The following is a 15,609-nucleotide window of genomic DNA, read 5'->3' as shown; positions in this document are numbered from 1 at the left end:
CGAGCATGCCAGCAGGTCAGCGCCGTCGCTGGCGGAAATCCGCCACGGCGCTGGGTGCGCGGGGCCCGACCGGGGCAGACACGTAGACTGCGGGGTCGTGAGCCTCACCCTCGGTATCGTCGGCCTGCCCAACGTCGGCAAGTCCACCCTGTTCAACGCGCTGACCCGCAATGACGTGCTCGCCGCGAACTACCCGTTCGCGACGATCGAGCCGAACGTCGGTGTCGTGCCGCTGCCGGACCCCCGGCTGGACAAGCTGGCCGAGCTGTACAAGTCGGAGAAGACGGTCCCGGCCGTGGTGTCCTTTGTGGACATCGCGGGCATCGTGAAGGGCGCGTCCGAGGGTGCCGGGCTGGGCAACAAGTTTCTCGCGAACATCCGCGAAGCCAACGCGATCTGCCAGGTCATCCGCGTGTTCGACGACCCGGACGTGATCCACGTCGACGGCCGAATCGATCCGCTGAGCGATATCGAGACGATCAACACCGAGCTGATCCTGGCCGACCTGCAGACCCTCGAGAAGGCCGTCTGGCGGCTGGAGAAGGAAGCGCGGACCAAGAAGGAAGCGAAGCCCGCGCTCGAGGCCGCGCAGAAGGCGAAGGAGATCCTCGACAGCGGACGCACGCTCTTCTCCGCGCAGAAGGACGTCGACCTCGAACTGCTTCGCGAGCACAGCCTCCTGACGACGAAGCCGTTCCTGTACGTCTTCAACGCCGACGAGTCGGTCCTCACCGACGAAGCCCGCCGCGAGGAGCTGACCAAGCTGGTCGCACCGGCGGACGCGGTGTTCCTCGACGCGAAGGTCGAGGCGGAGCTGCTGGAGCTGGACGACGAGGAGTCGGTGCGCGAGCTGCTCGAGTCCGTCGGCCAGCCGGAGCCGGGCTTGTATTCCCTGGCCCGCGCGGGCTTCCACACCCTGGGCCTGCAGACGTACCTGACGGCGGGCCCGAAGGAGTCCCGCGCCTGGACGATCCCGCAGGGCGCAACGGCCCCGCAGGCGGCGGGCGTGATCCACACGGACTTCGAGCGCGGCTTCATCAAGGCGGAGATCGTCTCGTACGACGACCTGATGGCGGCGGGCTCGATGGCGGCGGCCCGGGCGGCTGGCAAGGTCCGCATGGAGGGCAAGGACTACCTCATGTCCGACGGCGACGTGGTCGAGTTCCGCTTCAACGTGTGAGCCTCGGCCGATCCGGCAGATACCGCTCAGTCCGCCATGGTCCAGTGACGAACTGTTACGGTAAGTTACCTCTGTGAAGTTCGATGTTGTCGATGTTTCTGATTGGCTGGTAATCGGCCAAGAGTCCGAAGGGGCCGATCCCAAGCTGTGGCTCGCGCGCCGGGCGGATGACAAAGAACTTTGGCTTTACAAGTCTTCGAAGTTCGGCCTTGAGACCAGCTATCGTCGGTATGACGATGTAGCTGAACGACTCGCCAGTGCGCTGGCCGAAGATCTTGGCCTTCCGGCCGCAAGGGTGGAGTTCGCTGGGCGTGCCTCTGACGAGGGCATCATCTCCCGCAACGTCAGGCCGGACGGTTGGGACCTTCACAGCGGAGATGTGCGGCTCTCCGAGTACCCCGGCTACTTGAGCTGTTCAGGCGACGACCGTCCCAAGGAACGCGTTGGGCACAACCTGGCCAACATCCGCTCGATCCTGAACGGCTGCGGTCCGCCGCCCGGGCTACCGGCCGAGTGTTCGGCGTTCTCGGTCTTTGCGGGCTACTTGGTGTTCGACGCTTGGATCGCCAACACGGATCGGCACGCGATCAACTGGGCTGTCCTGGACCACGATGGGGAGCAGCGCTTGGCCCCTTCCTTCGATCACGGCAGCGCGCTGGGCTCGGGGGTCCGTGAGGCCGATTTGGCTGGTCAGGATCCGGTCACGTTTGCCGGCCGTGGGAAGGCCTCACGGTTTGAAGGAGGCAGGCGACAGACACTCGTGGACCTTGCTCTTCTGGCCGTCGAACAGGCTGGAGCGCAGGCGCGGGACTGGGTGGATCGAGTGGCGCGGTACGACTTGGCGCGCCTCGACGACCTGCTGGACGCGGCGAGAAACACGATGAGACTGTCAGAGGTACGCCGTACATTCATCAGAGGGATCCTCGAGGAGAACCAGAGGAGGCTGACGAGATGACCCTGGCTGCACCTACGACGGCCCATGTCGGAGTCGCCGACGACTCCCCACGGCTCCTCGTCACTCGTCGCGACCCCGCTACGCAAAGCTACTATCCTCTGGGTTTCCTGACACATGACGGGCACACGTACAGCTTCGCTTACCTACGTGGAGCGGTGGCGGTCGAAGGCTTCCGAACGTTACCCGGCCTAAGCGACACGATGCATCGGTATACCTCCGAGCGTCTCTTCCCGATCTTTGCCGAGCGGGTGATCTCCTCCCGTCGACCTGACCGGCAGATCTCGATGGAGGCACTGGGGCTCACCGTTGGCGCTGCCCCATTCGAGGTGCTGCAACGAAGCGGGGGCCGACGTGTCGGTGACGAAATCGAGGTGCTGCCAGCACCGATCGCTGATTCCGACGGCGCGCTGACGGTGGATTTCCTGGTCCATGGTGTGCGCTATCAGACGCTGGAGGCCCAAGCTCGTATCTCGCAACTTGAGCTCGGCGAGCTGTTGCGAGTCGTTCCCGAGACAGACAACGAATGGGACTCGCGAGCCTTGCTGGTTACGGACTGTGATGAAGTGTGTCTCGGCTATGTGCCTGGTCCACTCCTCGATCTACTGCATTCAGCTGAGAGCTGTTCTGTGAGTGTGCTGCGGGCGAATGGACCCGAGGTCGGCTATCACTTCCGGCTGCTGGTCAGAGCGAGACTCCGCGTGCCGGCCGGCTATCAACCCTTCTCCGGCCCCGGATGGGAGACCGTTGCCTGAGTCTCGGCTGCTCTGGTGGTTGTGGCCCCTAATGGTTGCTCCGCATCGACATCTGGTCGAGTTCCGCTTCAACGTCTGACCAAAGGGCCTCCGCCGTGAGCTACGGTTGCCTGGCGCCGGCCGAACTCACCAGGTGCGCGGCCATGGCGGTCTTCAGTGCGGCTGCCGCCTGCCCGAAGATCATTTCGGACGAATTGACCAGGTCGAAGCCTGTACGGTCGATCGTGAGTGTTCCCGCTGGGAGACCAGGTCCCTCGCCAAGCGCACTGGCCACTGGTCGGGCGAACTCGCTGGGCAGTCCGACGGTGAACGGTTCCTTCCACAACTCGCTCGGGCACGTCGGCGTTGCGGTCCCAGCCCGTTCTCACTTTAGGTGCGTGTAGCCTACTTACTGTTGTTTTCATTGGGCGCAGGATATACTGCGCCCAATGAAAGCTTCGTCGCAGCTGCTGCCGCTGTTGCGGTCGCGCATGCAGGGTGAGCTGCTCGCGCTGGTCCTGCTGCACCCGGAGCGCGAGTACAGCATCACCGAGCTCGCCGAGGCGTGTGGTGTCACGCCGACGGCCGTGCTGCGCGAGGTCGAACGGCTCGTCGGGGGCGGCATCCTGGCGGACCGGCGGGTCGGCCGGAGCCGGCTCGTCAAAGCCCGTACGGACACTCCGCTCTACCGGCCGTTGAGCGAGCTCATCGCGGTCACCTTCGGGCCGCTGCCGCTGATCGCCGAGGCCTTGTCCGGTCTGGTGGGCGTGCGCGAGGCCTACATCTACGGGTCCTGGGCCGCGCGCTACCGCGGCGAACCGGGGCCGCCGCCCGGTGACGTCGACGTTCTCGTCGTCGGTTCGCCCGATCCGGACGCGCTCTTCGACCTGGTCGAGGGCGTGTCTCGGCGGCTGGGCCGCGAGGTCAGCGTCCATCGGATCTCGCCGGCGTCGTGGGCGGCGAGCAGCACGGATCCGTTCCTCACCAGCGTGCGTGAGCGTCCGCTGGTCCCGCTGCCTCTCGAGCAGGAGACTTCCCGATGACCCGGTGGAACCAAGGACGCGCCACGATCGACGCGCTCATCGCGCGCGGTTCCCTCGAACACGTCCCGGCTTCGCGGGAGGCTGCGGAAGCGGAGCTCGCCAGGGCCCGCACCCACGTCGCTTCGGCGCGGCAGCTGCTGGATTCGGATCCGGAAGGCGCTTACACGCTGGCGTACGACGGCGCCCGGCGTGCGTTGGCGGCCGTCCTGCAGAACCAAGGCCTGCGTGCGACGAGCCGTGGTGGCCACATCGCCGTTTACGAAGCGGTTCTCGCGCAGCTCGATCCGCCGCTGGGGCCGCTTGTGCGTCCCTTCAACCGGATGCGGGTCCGGCGCAACGAAGTCGCCTACCGTTCTTCCGAGGCGCCTTCGGTGACCGCCGAGGACGTGACGGCCGATGTGGCGAAGGTCGACGATCTCATCGGGGTCGCCGAGAAGGCGATCCCGAACATGCCCCGGTACTGATCGCCTGCCCTGCCGGACCTGAAGGTCCAGCAGGACTTCGCGAACTAGCCGAGCAGGCCCAGCAGGGCGATGGCGATCAGCACCACCGCGGGGGCGAGGGCGTTGATCCAGGCGCGCTGGGCGGGGGTGAGGGCGGCGGTGCTGTTCATGGCGTTCCTTGGGCCGAGCCGATGCTTCCGCAGGAACAGCGCGCCGATCATGCCCGGCGTTAGCCTCTGTGATCGAACTCTCAGCCGTCCGAGTGACGGCGGGTCCGGGCGGTGAACCAGAGCACACCCCCGGCCGCCGCCACCATCGTCGCGAACGCCGCTGTACCGACCACGATTGCCTGAGTCATCTCGTCTCCCTCCCGAAGGTTCCGGTAACCGAGAGACGTCGAACAGGCGCGAAGGTGCACTCAGCGTAGCCGAGATCACAGTCCCGAGAGGACCGAGTCGATCTCCCGCGCCAGGTCGAAGTCCTTCGCCGTCAGGCCGCCCGCCGAGTGGGTGCTGAGCCGGAAGGTCAGCGTGCGCCAGCGGATGTCGATGTCCGGGTGGTGGTCGGCGGCTTCGGCGAGCGCCGCGACCCGGTCCACCACCTCGATCGCCTGCACGAAGCTCGCCAGCGCCACCTCGCGGGAGATCACCGCGCCGGTGCGGGTCCAGTCGCTTCCCAACGAACGATCGGCCTCGTCGTCGCTCAAGATTTCCGTCATGTCTCCATGGTCGTCCGTCCTGGACTACGCTGCACGGTTGCCACGGGAGTCCGGTCAGCCGGGCTGAGAGGCGGGTCACCCGCGACCGTTCGCACCTGACCGGATCATGCCGGCGATGGGAGGGCTAGCCCTCCTCGTCCGGCGAAGTGCAGGAGGGTAGATGAAACGCAGGGCTGTTCGCGCCGCGACGGCCATCGCCGCCGTCAGTGCCGTCGCTTCGGCGTGCTCGCTGTCGGACGGGTCCGGTGACACGCAGCAGACGCCCACCGTCACCCTCGTGACGCACGATTCCTTCCTCGCACCGCAGGAGGTGCTCGACGCCTTCCAGAAGCAGTCGGGCATCAAGATCTCCGTGCTCAAGCAGGGCGACGCCGGATCGCTGACCAACAAGCTCGTGCTGACGAAGGCGAACCCGATCGGCGACGTCGCGTACGGCGTCGACTCCACCTTCGCCTCCCGCGCGCTCACCGAGGGCGTCTTCGAGCCCTACACCAGCCCGGAGGCCGACCGCGGGCCGCAGCGCTACGCCGTCGACCCCCAGCACCGCCTCTCCGCGGTCGACGTCGGCGACGTCTGCGTCAACGTCGACACGAACTACTTCACCACCAAGGGGATCCCGGCGCCGTCGAGCTACGACGACCTGGCCGACCCGAAGTACAAGGATCTGCTGGTCGCCGAGGACCCGGCGACGGCGTCGCCCGGGCTGGCCTTCCTCCTCGGCACCGTCGCGAAGTTCGGCGACAGCGGCTGGAAGGAGTACTGGGCCAAGCTCAAGGCCAATGGCGTCAAGGTGGTCAGCGGCTGGGAAGAGGCCTACACCAAGCAGTTCTCCGGCTCGTCCGGCAAGGGCCCGCGGCCGATCGTCGTTTCGTACGCGTCGTCGCCGGCCGCCGAAGTCGGCGACGACGGGAAGCCGCGCACCAAGGCGCTGCTCGACACCTGCTACCGGCAGGTCGAGTACGCCGGCGTGCTGACGAACGGCAAGCAGGCCGAGAACGCGCGCAAGGTCGTCGACTTCCTGCTCTCGCAGCAGTTCCAGGCGACCGTCGCGGCCAACATGTACGTCTACCCGGCGCGCCAGGGCGTCGACCTGCCCGCGGGCTGGGCGCAGGTCGCGCCGCTGCCGCAGCGGCCGCAGACGCTGCCGCCGGACCAGGTGCAGGCCGGGCGCGAGAAGTGGATCGGCGAATGGCGCACGCTCGTGCAGTGACATCCGGGCCTCCGCCCCGGGCCGGGGGCTCCGCCACCCGGAGCCCCCGAAAAGCACCAGTCCCAGCCCCGCCCCGGACCGCCCGCGGGCTCGGCCTGGCGTTGCTCGGGCTGGCCCCGATCGGCTTCCTGGTGGTGTTCTTCGCCTGGCCGGTGGCGGCGATCGTGGGCCGCGGGTTCGCCGCCGGCGGTCTTGACGTCGTCCTCGGCGACTCACGGACCTGGCAGCTGGCCGGGTTCACCGTCGCGACGGCGGCCGCGTCGACGGTCGTGGCGGTGCTGGCCGGTCTGCCGGTCGCGTTCCTGCTCGCGCGGGTACGGCTGCCCGGCGTCGGCTTGGCGCGGACGCTGGTGCTGGTGCCGTTCGTGCTGCCGACCGTCGTCGTCGGGCTCGCGTTCCGCGCGCTGTGGCCGGACGGCGGCGTGCTGCCGATTGTGCTGGCCAACGCCTTCTTCAACGTCGCCGTCGTCGCGCGGACCGTCGCCGGGCTGTGGGCGAGGCTGGATTCGCGGACGACCGACGCCGCCCGCGCGCTGGGTGCGTCGCCGTGGCGGGCCTTCCGGTCGGTGACGCTGCCCGCGCTGGCACCCGCCATCGCGTCGGCCGCGGCCGTGGTGTTCCTGTTCTGTGCCACCAGTTTCGGCGTCGTGCTGATCCTCGGCGGCGCCCGGTACCGGACCCTGGAAACCGAGATCTACCTGCGGACAGTCGACCTCCTTGACCTCTCGGGGGCCGCCGCACTATCGCTGATCCAGTTCGCGGCCGTGGTCGCCGCGCTGGTGCTCGGCGGGCTGGCGCGACGGCGCAAGGACAGTGCCCGGACCGGTTCCGGCGGGGCTCGACGTCCGAGCGGCGGCGAGTGGTGGGTCGTCGGGGCCGCGGGCGTCGTGCTGGGGCTGCTGCTGACGCCGATCGTCGCGCTGCTCGCCGAGTCCGTGTCCACTGAGGACGGCTGGAGCCTCGCCGGGTACCGGGCCCTCACGAGCACCGGTGAGAAGGGCGCGCTGCAGGTGTCCGGTTGGGACGCCGCGCTGAACTCGCTGAAGGTGGCCATCGACGCGACGCTGCTGGCGATGGTCGTCGGCGTGCTCGCGTCCGTGGTGCTGGTGGCACTGCGCCGATCGTCCACCAAAGCCGCGCGTGGTCTCGGCGAGACGATGGACGCCGTGCTGATGCTGCCGCTCGGCGTGTCCGCTGTGACCGTCGGGTTCGGCTACCTCGTGACGCTCGACGCGCTGCCCGGCGACCTCCGGACGTCGCCGTACCTGGTGCCGCTGGCCCAGGCGCTGGTGATCATCCCGCTGATCGTGCGGATGGTGCTGCCGGTGCTGCGCTCGGTCGACGTCCGGCTGCGGCAGGCCGCGTCGACGCTCGGCGCGAGCCCGCTGCGGGTGTGGCGGGAGATCGACCTGCCGCTGACACTGCGGCCGCTGGTCGCGGCGGCGGGGTTCGGGTTCGTCGTGGCGCTCGGCGAGTTCGGCGCGACGAGCTTCCTCGCCCGGCCGACGGCGCCGACGCTGCCGGTCGCGGTCGCGACGCTGATGGCGCGCCCGGGCGAGCTGAACAACCAGATGGCGTACGCGGCGTGCGCGTTGCTGATGCTCGTGACGGTGCTGGCGGTCGCGCTGATCGACCGGCTCGGGCGCGGCGGGGTGGGAGAGTTCTGATGGCGTTGTCGGTGCGGGACCTGACCGTCCACTATGGATCGTTCGCGGCGGTCCGCGACGTCCGGCTGGACATCGCCGACGGCGAGGTGCTGGCATTGCTCGGCCCGTCGGGCTCGGGGAAGTCGACGCTGCTGCGCGCGATCACGGGACTGGAGCCGTCGGCGCGCGGCTCGGTCAGCTGGGACGGCGAGGACCTCGGCGCGGTGCCGGTGCACCGGCGCGGGTTCGGGCTGGTGTTCCAGGACGGCCAGCTGTTCGGCCACCGGGACGTCGCCGCGAACATCGCGTTCGGCCTGCGGATGCACGGCGTGCCGCGGTCTTCGTGGGCGCCGCGCGTGGCCGAGCTGCTGGAGCTGGTGGGCCTTTCCGGCTTCGAACGACGGCGGGTGACGGAGCTGTCCGGCGGTCAGGCCCAGCGGGTGGCGCTGGCCCGGGCGTTGGCGCCGAAGCCGCGGTTGCTGCTTCTGGACGAGCCACTGTCCGGTTTGGACGCCGGGTTGCGCGAGCAGCTGGCCATCGACCTGGCGGACCTGTTGCGGCGCAGCAAGATCACGGCGTTGCTGGTGACGCACGACCAGGAGGAGGCGTTCACGCTGGCCGACCGGGTCGCGGTCCTGGACGCCGGCGAAGTCCGCCAGGAAGGCGCGGTCCGCCGCGTCTGGCGCAACCCGGCCGACGACGGCGTGGCCCGGTTCCTGGGCGTGACGACGTTCGCCGAGGGCGCCGCGGCGGGCGGAGTGGTGCGGACGGCTTGGGGTGACGTGACGCTGCCGGACATCGACGACGGCTCGGTGCGGCTCGGGCTGCGGCCGCACGCGCTGCGGGTCGCGCCCGAAGGGGTACCGGGCGAGGTCGTCGCGGCGGTGCACCGGCGGGAACACGTGCGACTGGTCGTACGCCTGACCAAGTCCACAGTGGACGCGGTGGCCCCGGCGGCTTCGGACCTGCGCGCCGGGGACGCGGTGCACCTCACGCTGGACCCCGACGGGATAGCGGTGGTCGGGCGCCCAAGTTCGTGAAGGCCACCTTGAGGAACATGAAGTTCCTCAAGGTGGCCTTCACGAACTTCGTGTCAGCCGTCGCGGGTCGACAACCTCGCGTAGGCCAGGGACAGGCCGATCACGATGTAGCAAGCAGCCCGCAAAGCCCCCTCGCCGAGCATCTGCGTGCCCATCGGGTCCTGCAGGACCTCCGCCGGTGCCACCGCCCAGTTCTGCGTCAGCAGGAACGGGTGCAGCCACTTCAGCGAACTCAGGAACCCCAGGATGGTGAACACGATGTCGCCGGCCAGGACCGAGGCCACCACCAGCATCGGGTGCTCGGTCCAGCTGGAGATCGCCAGCGCCACCGCGCCGACCGCCCACAGCTGGAGCACCACCCAGCCCGCCATCAGCAGGATCCGCGCCATCGCACCGCCGAACGACAGCGTTGTGCCCGACAGCGTGAACAGCGAATCCGTGCCGTTGATGATCAGGCCCGTCGCCACGCCCGTGACGCACATCGCCAGCACCGAGACCACCGACACCGTCGCGACGCCGAACGCCTTCACCCCCAGCAGGCGGCCCCGGCCCACCGGCGCGATCAGCCAGCCGCGCAGTGTGCCGTGGGACGTCTCGCCCGCGATCGCGTCGGCGCCCGCCATGGCCGAGGCCAGCGGCAGGAGCAGCGCCAGTGACAGCACGATCGCCGCGATCGGCAGCACGAACGCGTTGTTCACCGCCGACGCCAGCAGCGCTCCGCCGCCGTCGTCCGGGCCGCCGCCGGTGTCCGACGGGTCGTTCACCAGCGTCAAGCCGATACCGATCACCACCGGGATCAGCGCCAGCAGGCCCAGCACGGCGAGTGTGCGCGGCCGCCGGAAGATCCAGCGCAGCTCCGCGGCCAGCAGCCGGGGCAAGGGCACCGTGTCGTGGCCCGTGCGGGCCGCCGGTGCTTCGAGGACCGCCGTCATTCCGACCCCTCCGTCAGCCGCGCGAACAGGTCTTCCAGCCCGGTGCGGGCCCGCGTCGCCTCGTGGACCGCGACCCCCGCGCCCACCAGGACCTGCAGCACCCGCGGCGCTTCCGTCACCGTCAGATCCGCGCGGACGCCGTCCGGCGTGAGCCGCGCGCCGATCCGGTTCTCCCGCAGCACTTCCACCGCCTGCTCCGCGTCCGGCGTGCGGACCAGCAGGGCCGCGTTCCCGGACTCCAGCAGCTCCGCCAGCTCGCCCTGCGCGACGACGTTGCCGGCCTGCAGCACGGCCACGTGCGTGCACGTCGCCTCCACCTCGGCCAGCAGGTGCGACGACACCAGCACGGTGACGCCCTCGGCGTGCAGCTCGGCCATGATCCTGCGGATCTCCCTGGTACCCGCGGGGTCGAGGCCGTTGGTCGGCTCGTCGAGCACGACCATCTTCCGTGGCACGAGCAACGCCGAGGCGAGCCCGAGCCGCTGCTTCATGCCCAGCGAATACCCCTTGTACCGCCGCCGCGCCGCGCCGGTCAGCCCGACGCGTTCCAAAGCGGCGTCGACGGCGCTGGGGATCCCGGCCGACGACAACCGCGGTTCCGCCGCGGCGAAGCGCAGCAGGTTGTCGCGCCCGGAGAGGAACGGGTGGAAGCCCGGCCCTTCGACCAGCGCGCCGACGTCGGGCAACGCGTGCGCGGCGGCGTCCGGCATCGGACGGCCGAGCAGCTCGACCTCGCCCTCGGTCGGCCGGACGAGGCCGAGCAGCATCCGGATCGTGGTCGTCTTGCCCGAGCCGTTCGGCCCGAGCATCCCGACGACCGCGCCCTGCGGGATGTCGAGGTCGACGTGGTCCACTGCGACCGTGCTGCCGTAGACCTTGCGCAGCCCCCGCGTGCGTGCGGCCAGGGGAACCGCCGGGGCGGACGTCTCCGAAGAAACGTCCGCCCCGGACTCCACAGAGGTCGTGCTGGTCACTTCTGGCCCAGCGCTTCGTACAGGACCTGCTCCGGCACCGCACCGGCCGCGAACCGGCCGTCGTCGGTCAGCACCGCGCTGCCGACCTTCGTGGTGACGAGGTAGCCGCTGCCCCAGGCGCCGCTGACCTTCTTGGCGAACCGCTCGAGCAGCGCCTTCGGGTCGGCGTTGCCACCGCGGCCTTCACGGCCGGACTGCTGCTTCGGCGCCGCGTTCAGCGCGTCCGCGGGGACCTTGCCGGTGATGACGGTGTCCCAGCCGTCGCCGACGACCTTGACGTCCTGCTTGGCCTGCTCGGCGAGGTCCTTGTCCTTCTGGTCGATCGTCGGCGTCTTCTCCTGCACCTTGGCGCCCTTCGGCGGGGTGAAGGCGAACAGGTCGGCCGGCTGCTGCGTGAACTCGACCTGGGTGAACGCGACCTCGAGCGCCGGCGTCGCCGTCCCGTTGCTCAGCACCGCCACGCGCAGCGGCATCCGCGTCTGCGAGTCGACGGCGACGCGGATCTCGCGCAGCAGCGTCCGCTCGGCCGGCTTCGGCGTCAGGACCAGCTCGTACGCCGGCCGGCCCGCGACGGTCGCGGTGCCGTCGACCGACACCGTGCTGCTCTCGCGGACCTTCGCGAGCAGCTCCGTCGAAGCCGTGAGCGGGTCGGGCGTCTTCTCGCTGCCCGCGCCCTTCTGCTTGGCCACGTCGGCCGGGACGGTCACCTTCGTCGCGGTGTTCGTCTTGGAGCTGTAGTCCCAGACGGTCGTGCCGTCGTGGACCACGGTCTCCTGGCTCGCCCCCTGCGTGACGGCCAGGCGGCTCTTGCCCGCGCCGTCACTGAAGATGTGCGCCGAATCGATGTTCAGCGCCGACGCCCCCGGCAGCGCGTTCCCGACCGCGGGCAGGCCCAGGTCGTTGCTGACCTTCAGCGTGCCGTCGAACGCGCCCGGCTTCGCCTGCACGACCGACTGCACGAGGTCCTCGGCGCTGATCTGCGGCAGGGCCGGCTTGTCGTCGGCGCTGGCCGGCATCGCGACGAACGCGAGCCCGCCCGCACCGAGCGCGGTACCGACGATCGCGGCGGTGATGCCCTTCGTCTTCGGTTTCATGCGTCTCTCCCTGTGGTGTTCCCGGGCCCGAGTGTGCCCGGCTCCCTGGCTCCGACGCTTCCCTCTCGAGGCTGAGATACCCCTGAAGGTTCTCCCTCCCACCCTGAGATCGCGCTGAGAACTGAGGCACGACCTGCGCAAACCGGCCATGATGAGTCTCGTGAAACCTCGGGTGCTGGTGGTCGACGACGAACCGGGCGTGCGGAAGGCCCTGCAACGCGGGCTGCGCGCGGAGGGGATGGACGTGGTCACCGCCGCGGACGGCCCCAGCGGGCTGCAGCTGGCGAGCACCGGCTCGTTCGACGTCGTGCTGCTCGACATCATGCTGCCGGGCCTGTCCGGCTACCGCGTGCTGGAGCGGCTGCGCAAGGACGGCGTCACCACGCCGGTGCTGCTGGTCTCGGCCAAGGACGGCGAGATCGACCAGGCCGACGGCCTCGACCTCGGCGCCGACGGCTACCTCGTGAAGCCGTTCTCCTTCGTGGTGCTGGTCGCGCAGGTCCGCGCGGTGCTGCGCCGGGTGGGGCCGGAGACCGGCCGCGGCACGCTGCGGCTCGGCGCGCTGGAGGTCGACCGCGGGCTGCGGCAGGTGCACTGGAGCGGCGAGGAGGTCGGCCTCAGCCCACGCGAGTTCGCGCTGCTCGACGTGCTCGTCGGGCGGGCGGGCACGGTCGTCACGAAGGACGAGCTGCTGCGCGCGGTCTGGGGCGAAGAGCAGGCCGTGACCCGCAACCTCGTCGAGGTCTACGTCGGTTACGTGCGGCGCAAGCTCGACGCGGTCGGCGCCGGCGCGCTGCTGCGGACTGTGCGCGGGCACGGCTACCTGGCGTCCGACGCGGAGCTCGACGAGGTCATCACCCCGTGATCCCGTGGTGGCGGGGCCGGTCCCTGCAGGCCCGGATCACCGTGCTGGCCGCGACGATCACCCTGGGCTGCCTGCTCGGGCTGGCGGCGCTCGCCGCGTCGAGCCTCTCGCCGCTGCTCATCGACTCGGTCGACCGCGAGCTGGTGAGCGCGCTCGGCCCGGCCGGTGCCGACGTGAGCGCCGGCCGGCCGCTGTCCGGCGCGGCCCCGGTCACGCTGCGGGTGCTGGACATCGCGGGCGCTCCGCTGGACGGCGGCGCCCCGGCCGGGCTCGGTCCGGTGGACGTCTCGGCGCTCAAGGCGGGACAGCCGGTGCAGCGCGACGGCGCGCGGTACCTGGGCACGGTCGTCAGCACGCCGGACGGTTCGCAGCGGCTGGTCGTCGCCGGCGCCGGCCTGGTCGGGTTCTCCGCGGCGGTGCACTACGGCGGGGTGTGGCTGGTGGTCGTCGCGTCGATCGGCGCGCTGGTGGCGGGCTTCGCGACGTGGCTGGTGGTCCGGCTGGCGCTGCGGCCGGTCGCGCGCATGCGCGGCTCGGTGCGGTCGCTGCCGCCGGGGGCGCGGCTGGCGCTGCCGGACTCGCACGACGAGCTGCGCGCGCTCGCGGAGGAGTTCAACGCCCTGCTCGAGCGCCAGGAGCAGGCGAGCGAACGGCTGCGGCGCTTCACCGGCGACGCCGCGCACGAGCTGCGCTCGCCGGTCGCGTCGATCCGGGTGCAGGCCGAGGTGGCCGTCGCCAACCCCGATCCGGAGCTGGCGCAGGAGACGCTGTCGGACATCCTCACCGAAGCCGAGCGGTTGTCGGCGCTGCTGGACGGGCTGCTGTCGCTGGCCCGTTCGGACGCGGGGGAGGTGCCGCAGGCGGAGCCGGTCGAGCTGGTGAGCGAGGTCCGCGCGGCGGTGGCCCGGCTGCCGGCCGGGGTACCGGAGGCGCGGGTGAGCAGCGCGGTCGCGCAGGCCTGGGCGTCCGCCGGGCACGCCGAGGTGGAGTTAGTGCTCGACAACCTGCTGCGCAACGCGTGCCGCTACGCGCGGGGCCAGATCGTCGTCTCGGTGCTCGCGTCCCGCTCGTCGGTGCGGGTGGTGGTCGACGACGACGGCCCGGGCATCGCCCCGGAGCACCGGGAGAAGGTGTTCGACCGGTTCTACCGGATCGCCGACGACCGCGCCCGGTCCTCGGGTGGCACCGGACTGGGCCTGGCGATGGTGGCGGAGACCGTGCGACGCCGGGGCGGCCGCGTCCAGGTGGCCGAGTCCCCGGACGGCGGCGCGCGGTTCGTCGTCGTCTGGCGCGCGGTCCCCGGCGGGGCTTCCGGGTAAGTTCCGGGACTGTGAACGCTGTGATCGTGGGAGCCGCCTTGGTACGCGACGGCAAGCTGCTGGCTCAACAGCGGGCGTGGCCGCCGAAACACGCGGGGCAGTGGGAGCTGCCCGGCGGCCGGGTCGAGGAGGGGGAGTCCGAGGCCTTCGCGCTGGCCCGGGAGTGCAGCGAGGAGCTGGACGTCGTCGTCGAGGTCGGCGACCGCGTCGGCGAAGACGTCCCGCTGCCCGGCGGGAAGGTCCTGCGGATCTACGCGGCTTCGCTCGTTTCGCCCGGGGAAGAGCCGCGGGCCGTCGAGCACCGGGCGTTGCGCTGGCTCGGGCCCGACGACCTCGACGACATCGACTGGCTGCCCGCCGACCGCATCCTGCTCCCGGCCTTCCGGGACCTGCTCGGCTAAAGCCGTGAATGGCACATTCAGGGACTTCAAGTCTCTCGATGTGCCATTCACGGCTCTTCAACAGGCGCCGATCATGCGCAGCGCCGCGTCGAGCCGGTGCGAGCCGCGCTCGCGAGCGCGTTCCGCACCCGCCTTGCGGACCTGGTCCAGCTCCGCGACGTCGTCGAGCAGCGTCAACGCCCGTTCACGCAGGGGGCGGAGCTCCTCGATCACGGCGTCGGCGACGGCGTCCTTGACCGCTCCGTACGACGAGAACTCCTCTGCCAGGTCCGCCGGGGAGCCGCCCCGGCAGGCGGCCAGGATCTCCAGCAGGTTCGCCATGCCCGGGCGGGTGTCCGGGGCGTGCACCGGTACCGAGCCGCCGTCGGTGACCGCGCGGCGGATCTTGCGGCGAACCTGGTCGGGCTCGTCGAGGACGAACACCACGCCCGCCGCGTCCCGCGTCGACTTCGACATCTTGCGCGTCGGGTCGGTCAGGTCCCGCACCCGCGCGCCCGCGGGCGGGAGCACCGCCTCCGGGACGGTGAACACCTCGCCGTACGTGCTGTTGAAGCGTTTCGCGAGGGTCCGCGTCAGCTCGACGTGCTGGCGCTGGTCCTCGCCGACCGGCACTTCGTCCGCGCCCTGCAGGAGGATGTCCGCGGCCATCAGCGCCGGGTAGGTCAGCAGCGACAGCCGCACGCCGGCCTGGCCCTTCGACTTCTCCTTGAACTGGATCATCCGCGCGGCCTCGCCGTAGTTGCAGGTGCACTCCAGGACCCAGGTCAGCGCGCCCAGCTCGCGGGTCAGGTCGGACTGGACGAACACCCGCCCGGGATCGATGCCGGCGGCGATCAGCACGGCCAGCTGCTCACGCGCCAAGGATCGGAGTCTCGCCGGGTTGTGCGAGGTCGTCATGCCGTGCAGGTCGGCGACGAAGTACAGGTCGTCCACGCCGCCCTCGAGGGCCCAGCGGCGGACGGCCCCGAGGTGGTTGCCGAGGTGGACGTGACCGGAGGGCGTGATGCCGGACAGCTTGCTCATCGTGGGGGTTCCTTCCGAGGTCGGGCCACCCCGGA

General features: G+C 70.5%; 16 protein-coding genes. 11 read left to right on the top strand and 5 right to left on the bottom strand.

From position 1 onward, the window contains the following. The first annotated feature begins 97 nt into the window (after window positions 1-97). The 5 genes from ychF to A3CE_RS0116480 all read left to right on the top strand — a co-directional run bounded on the left by ychF (window position 98) and on the right by A3CE_RS0116480 (window position 4,373). Window positions 98-1,180, top strand: a complete 1,083-nt coding sequence (ychF, locus tag A3CE_RS0116495; protein WP_020641204.1) for a redox-regulated ATPase YchF — start codon at window positions 98-100, stop codon at window positions 1,178-1,180. A gap of 73 nt (window positions 1,181-1,253) precedes the next feature. Then, entirely contained in the window at window positions 1,254-2,135 is an 882-nt protein-coding gene (locus tag A3CE_RS0116490) for a HipA domain-containing protein (protein WP_020641203.1), read from the top strand. Then, the gene (locus A3CE_RS56515; protein WP_169523991.1) at window positions 2,132-2,887 is read left to right on the top strand and encodes an HIRAN domain-containing protein; all 756 of its coding nucleotides are present in this window, start codon (window positions 2,132-2,134) and stop codon (window positions 2,885-2,887) included. Before A3CE_RS0116490 ends, A3CE_RS56515 begins: the two co-directional genes overlap by 4 nt. A 428-nt stretch (window positions 2,888-3,315) precedes the next feature. Then, window positions 3,316-3,909: an ArsR family transcriptional regulator gene (locus A3CE_RS0116485; RefSeq protein ID WP_020641202.1), complete on the top strand. Its 594-nt coding sequence runs from the start codon at window positions 3,316-3,318 to the stop codon at window positions 3,907-3,909. Further along, window positions 3,906-4,373, top strand: a complete 468-nt coding sequence (locus tag A3CE_RS0116480) for a hypothetical protein (protein ID WP_020641201.1) — start codon at window positions 3,906-3,908, stop codon at window positions 4,371-4,373. The genes A3CE_RS0116485 and A3CE_RS0116480 overlap by 4 nt, the downstream gene beginning before the upstream one ends. Window positions 4,374-4,785: 412 nt before the next feature. Here the strand turns inward: A3CE_RS0116480 and A3CE_RS0116465 are convergent, their stop codons facing one another. Further along, window positions 4,786-5,070 carry a 4a-hydroxytetrahydrobiopterin dehydratase gene (locus A3CE_RS0116465; RefSeq protein ID WP_020641198.1) on the bottom strand — a complete coding sequence of 95 codons (285 nt, stop codon included), beginning with the start codon at window positions 5,068-5,070 and terminating at the stop codon, window positions 4,786-4,788. A gap of 160 nt (window positions 5,071-5,230) precedes the next feature. On the opposite strand from A3CE_RS0116465, the gene A3CE_RS0116460 reads away from it, so the two are divergent. From A3CE_RS0116460 to A3CE_RS0116450, 3 genes are all read left to right on the top strand, one after another. Beyond that, a complete protein-coding gene (locus A3CE_RS0116460; RefSeq protein ID WP_020641197.1) occupies window positions 5,231-6,280 on the top strand; it encodes a thiamine ABC transporter substrate-binding protein in 1,050 nt (349 codons plus the stop codon). A 110-nt stretch (window positions 6,281-6,390) separates the two neighbouring features. Then, on the top strand, window positions 6,391-7,947 hold the full coding sequence (locus tag A3CE_RS0116455; RefSeq protein WP_026468551.1) for an ABC transporter permease: 1,557 nt from the start codon (window positions 6,391-6,393) through the stop codon (window positions 7,945-7,947). After that, window positions 7,947-8,966: an ABC transporter ATP-binding protein gene (locus A3CE_RS0116450; RefSeq protein WP_020641195.1), complete on the top strand. Its 1,020-nt coding sequence runs from the start codon at window positions 7,947-7,949 to the stop codon at window positions 8,964-8,966. Before A3CE_RS0116455 ends, A3CE_RS0116450 begins: the two co-directional genes overlap by 1 nt. Window positions 8,967-9,019: 53 nt before the next feature. On the opposite strand, the gene A3CE_RS0116445 is transcribed toward A3CE_RS0116450, so the two are convergent. The 3 genes from A3CE_RS0116445 to A3CE_RS0116435 are packed head-to-tail and all read right to left on the bottom strand — an operon-like array spanning window position 9,020 to window position 11,966. Beyond that, the gene (locus A3CE_RS0116445) at window positions 9,020-9,898 is read right to left on the bottom strand and encodes an ABC transporter permease (protein WP_020641194.1); all 879 of its coding nucleotides are present in this window, start codon (window positions 9,896-9,898) and stop codon (window positions 9,020-9,022) included. After that, on the bottom strand, window positions 9,895-10,872 hold the full coding sequence (locus tag A3CE_RS0116440; RefSeq protein WP_020641193.1) for an ABC transporter ATP-binding protein: 978 nt from the start codon (window positions 10,870-10,872) through the stop codon (window positions 9,895-9,897). Before A3CE_RS0116440 ends, A3CE_RS0116445 begins: the two co-directional genes overlap by 4 nt. Next, window positions 10,869-11,966, bottom strand: a complete 1,098-nt coding sequence (locus A3CE_RS0116435) for a LolA family protein (protein ID WP_020641192.1) — start codon at window positions 11,964-11,966, stop codon at window positions 10,869-10,871. The genes A3CE_RS0116440 and A3CE_RS0116435 overlap by 4 nt, the downstream gene beginning before the upstream one ends. 148 nt (window positions 11,967-12,114) lie before the next feature. On the opposite strand from A3CE_RS0116435, the gene A3CE_RS0116430 reads away from it, so the two are divergent. The 3 genes from A3CE_RS0116430 to A3CE_RS0116420 are packed head-to-tail and all read left to right on the top strand — an operon-like array spanning window position 12,115 to window position 14,551. Then, the gene (locus A3CE_RS0116430) at window positions 12,115-12,831 is read left to right on the top strand and encodes a response regulator transcription factor (RefSeq protein ID WP_043790884.1); all 717 of its coding nucleotides are present in this window, start codon (window positions 12,115-12,117) and stop codon (window positions 12,829-12,831) included. Next, window positions 12,828-14,150 (top strand): sensor histidine kinase, encoded by a 1,323-nt coding sequence (locus A3CE_RS0116425; protein WP_020641190.1) that lies wholly within the window; start codon window positions 12,828-12,830, stop codon window positions 14,148-14,150. Before A3CE_RS0116430 ends, A3CE_RS0116425 begins: the two co-directional genes overlap by 4 nt. Window positions 14,151-14,161: 11 nt before the next feature. Continuing rightward, the gene (locus A3CE_RS0116420; protein ID WP_026468550.1) at window positions 14,162-14,551 is read left to right on the top strand and encodes a (deoxy)nucleoside triphosphate pyrophosphohydrolase; all 390 of its coding nucleotides are present in this window, start codon (window positions 14,162-14,164) and stop codon (window positions 14,549-14,551) included. Between the two features lie 57 nt (window positions 14,552-14,608). On the opposite strand, the gene trpS is transcribed toward A3CE_RS0116420, so the two are convergent. Then, a complete protein-coding gene (gene trpS, locus A3CE_RS0116415; RefSeq protein WP_020641188.1) occupies window positions 14,609-15,574 on the bottom strand; it encodes a tryptophan--tRNA ligase in 966 nt (321 codons plus the stop codon). Between the last annotated feature and the right edge of the window lie 35 nt (window positions 15,575-15,609).

It is taken from the genome of Amycolatopsis balhimycina FH 1894, assembly GCF_000384295.1.
Classification (GTDB): Bacteria; Actinomycetota; Actinomycetes; order Mycobacteriales; family Pseudonocardiaceae; genus Amycolatopsis; species Amycolatopsis balhimycina.
This window is presented reverse-complemented; position numbering and strand designations above follow the sequence as displayed.

What these genes read in the sequence shown, in the direction of transcription:
- A3CE_RS0116485 (WP_020641202.1), top strand. Translation starts at nt 3,316, where the DNA reads ATGAAAGCTTCGTCGCAGCTGCTGCCGCTGTTGCGGTCGCGCATGCAG.
- A3CE_RS0116445 (WP_020641194.1), bottom strand. Translation starts at nt 9,898, where the DNA reads ATGACGGCGGTCCTCGAAGCACCGGCGGCCCGCACGGGCCACGACACG.
- trpS (WP_020641188.1), bottom strand. Translation starts at nt 15,574, where the DNA reads ATGAGCAAGCTGTCCGGCATCACGCCCTCCGGTCACGTCCACCTCGGC.
- A3CE_RS0116430 (WP_043790884.1), top strand. Translation starts at nt 12,115, where the DNA reads ATGATGAGTCTCGTGAAACCTCGGGTGCTGGTGGTCGACGACGAACCG.
- A3CE_RS0116465 (WP_020641198.1), bottom strand. Translation starts at nt 5,070, where the DNA reads ATGACGGAAATCTTGAGCGACGACGAGGCCGATCGTTCGTTGGGAAGC.
- A3CE_RS0116460 (WP_020641197.1), top strand. Translation starts at nt 5,231, where the DNA reads ATGAAACGCAGGGCTGTTCGCGCCGCGACGGCCATCGCCGCCGTCAGT.
- A3CE_RS0116450 (WP_020641195.1), top strand. Translation starts at nt 7,947, where the DNA reads ATGGCGTTGTCGGTGCGGGACCTGACCGTCCACTATGGATCGTTCGCG.
- A3CE_RS0116480 (WP_020641201.1), top strand. Translation starts at nt 3,906, where the DNA reads ATGACCCGGTGGAACCAAGGACGCGCCACGATCGACGCGCTCATCGCG.
- A3CE_RS56515 (WP_169523991.1), top strand. Translation starts at nt 2,132, where the DNA reads ATGACCCTGGCTGCACCTACGACGGCCCATGTCGGAGTCGCCGACGAC.
- A3CE_RS0116435 (WP_020641192.1), bottom strand. Translation starts at nt 11,966, where the DNA reads ATGAAACCGAAGACGAAGGGCATCACCGCCGCGATCGTCGGTACCGCG.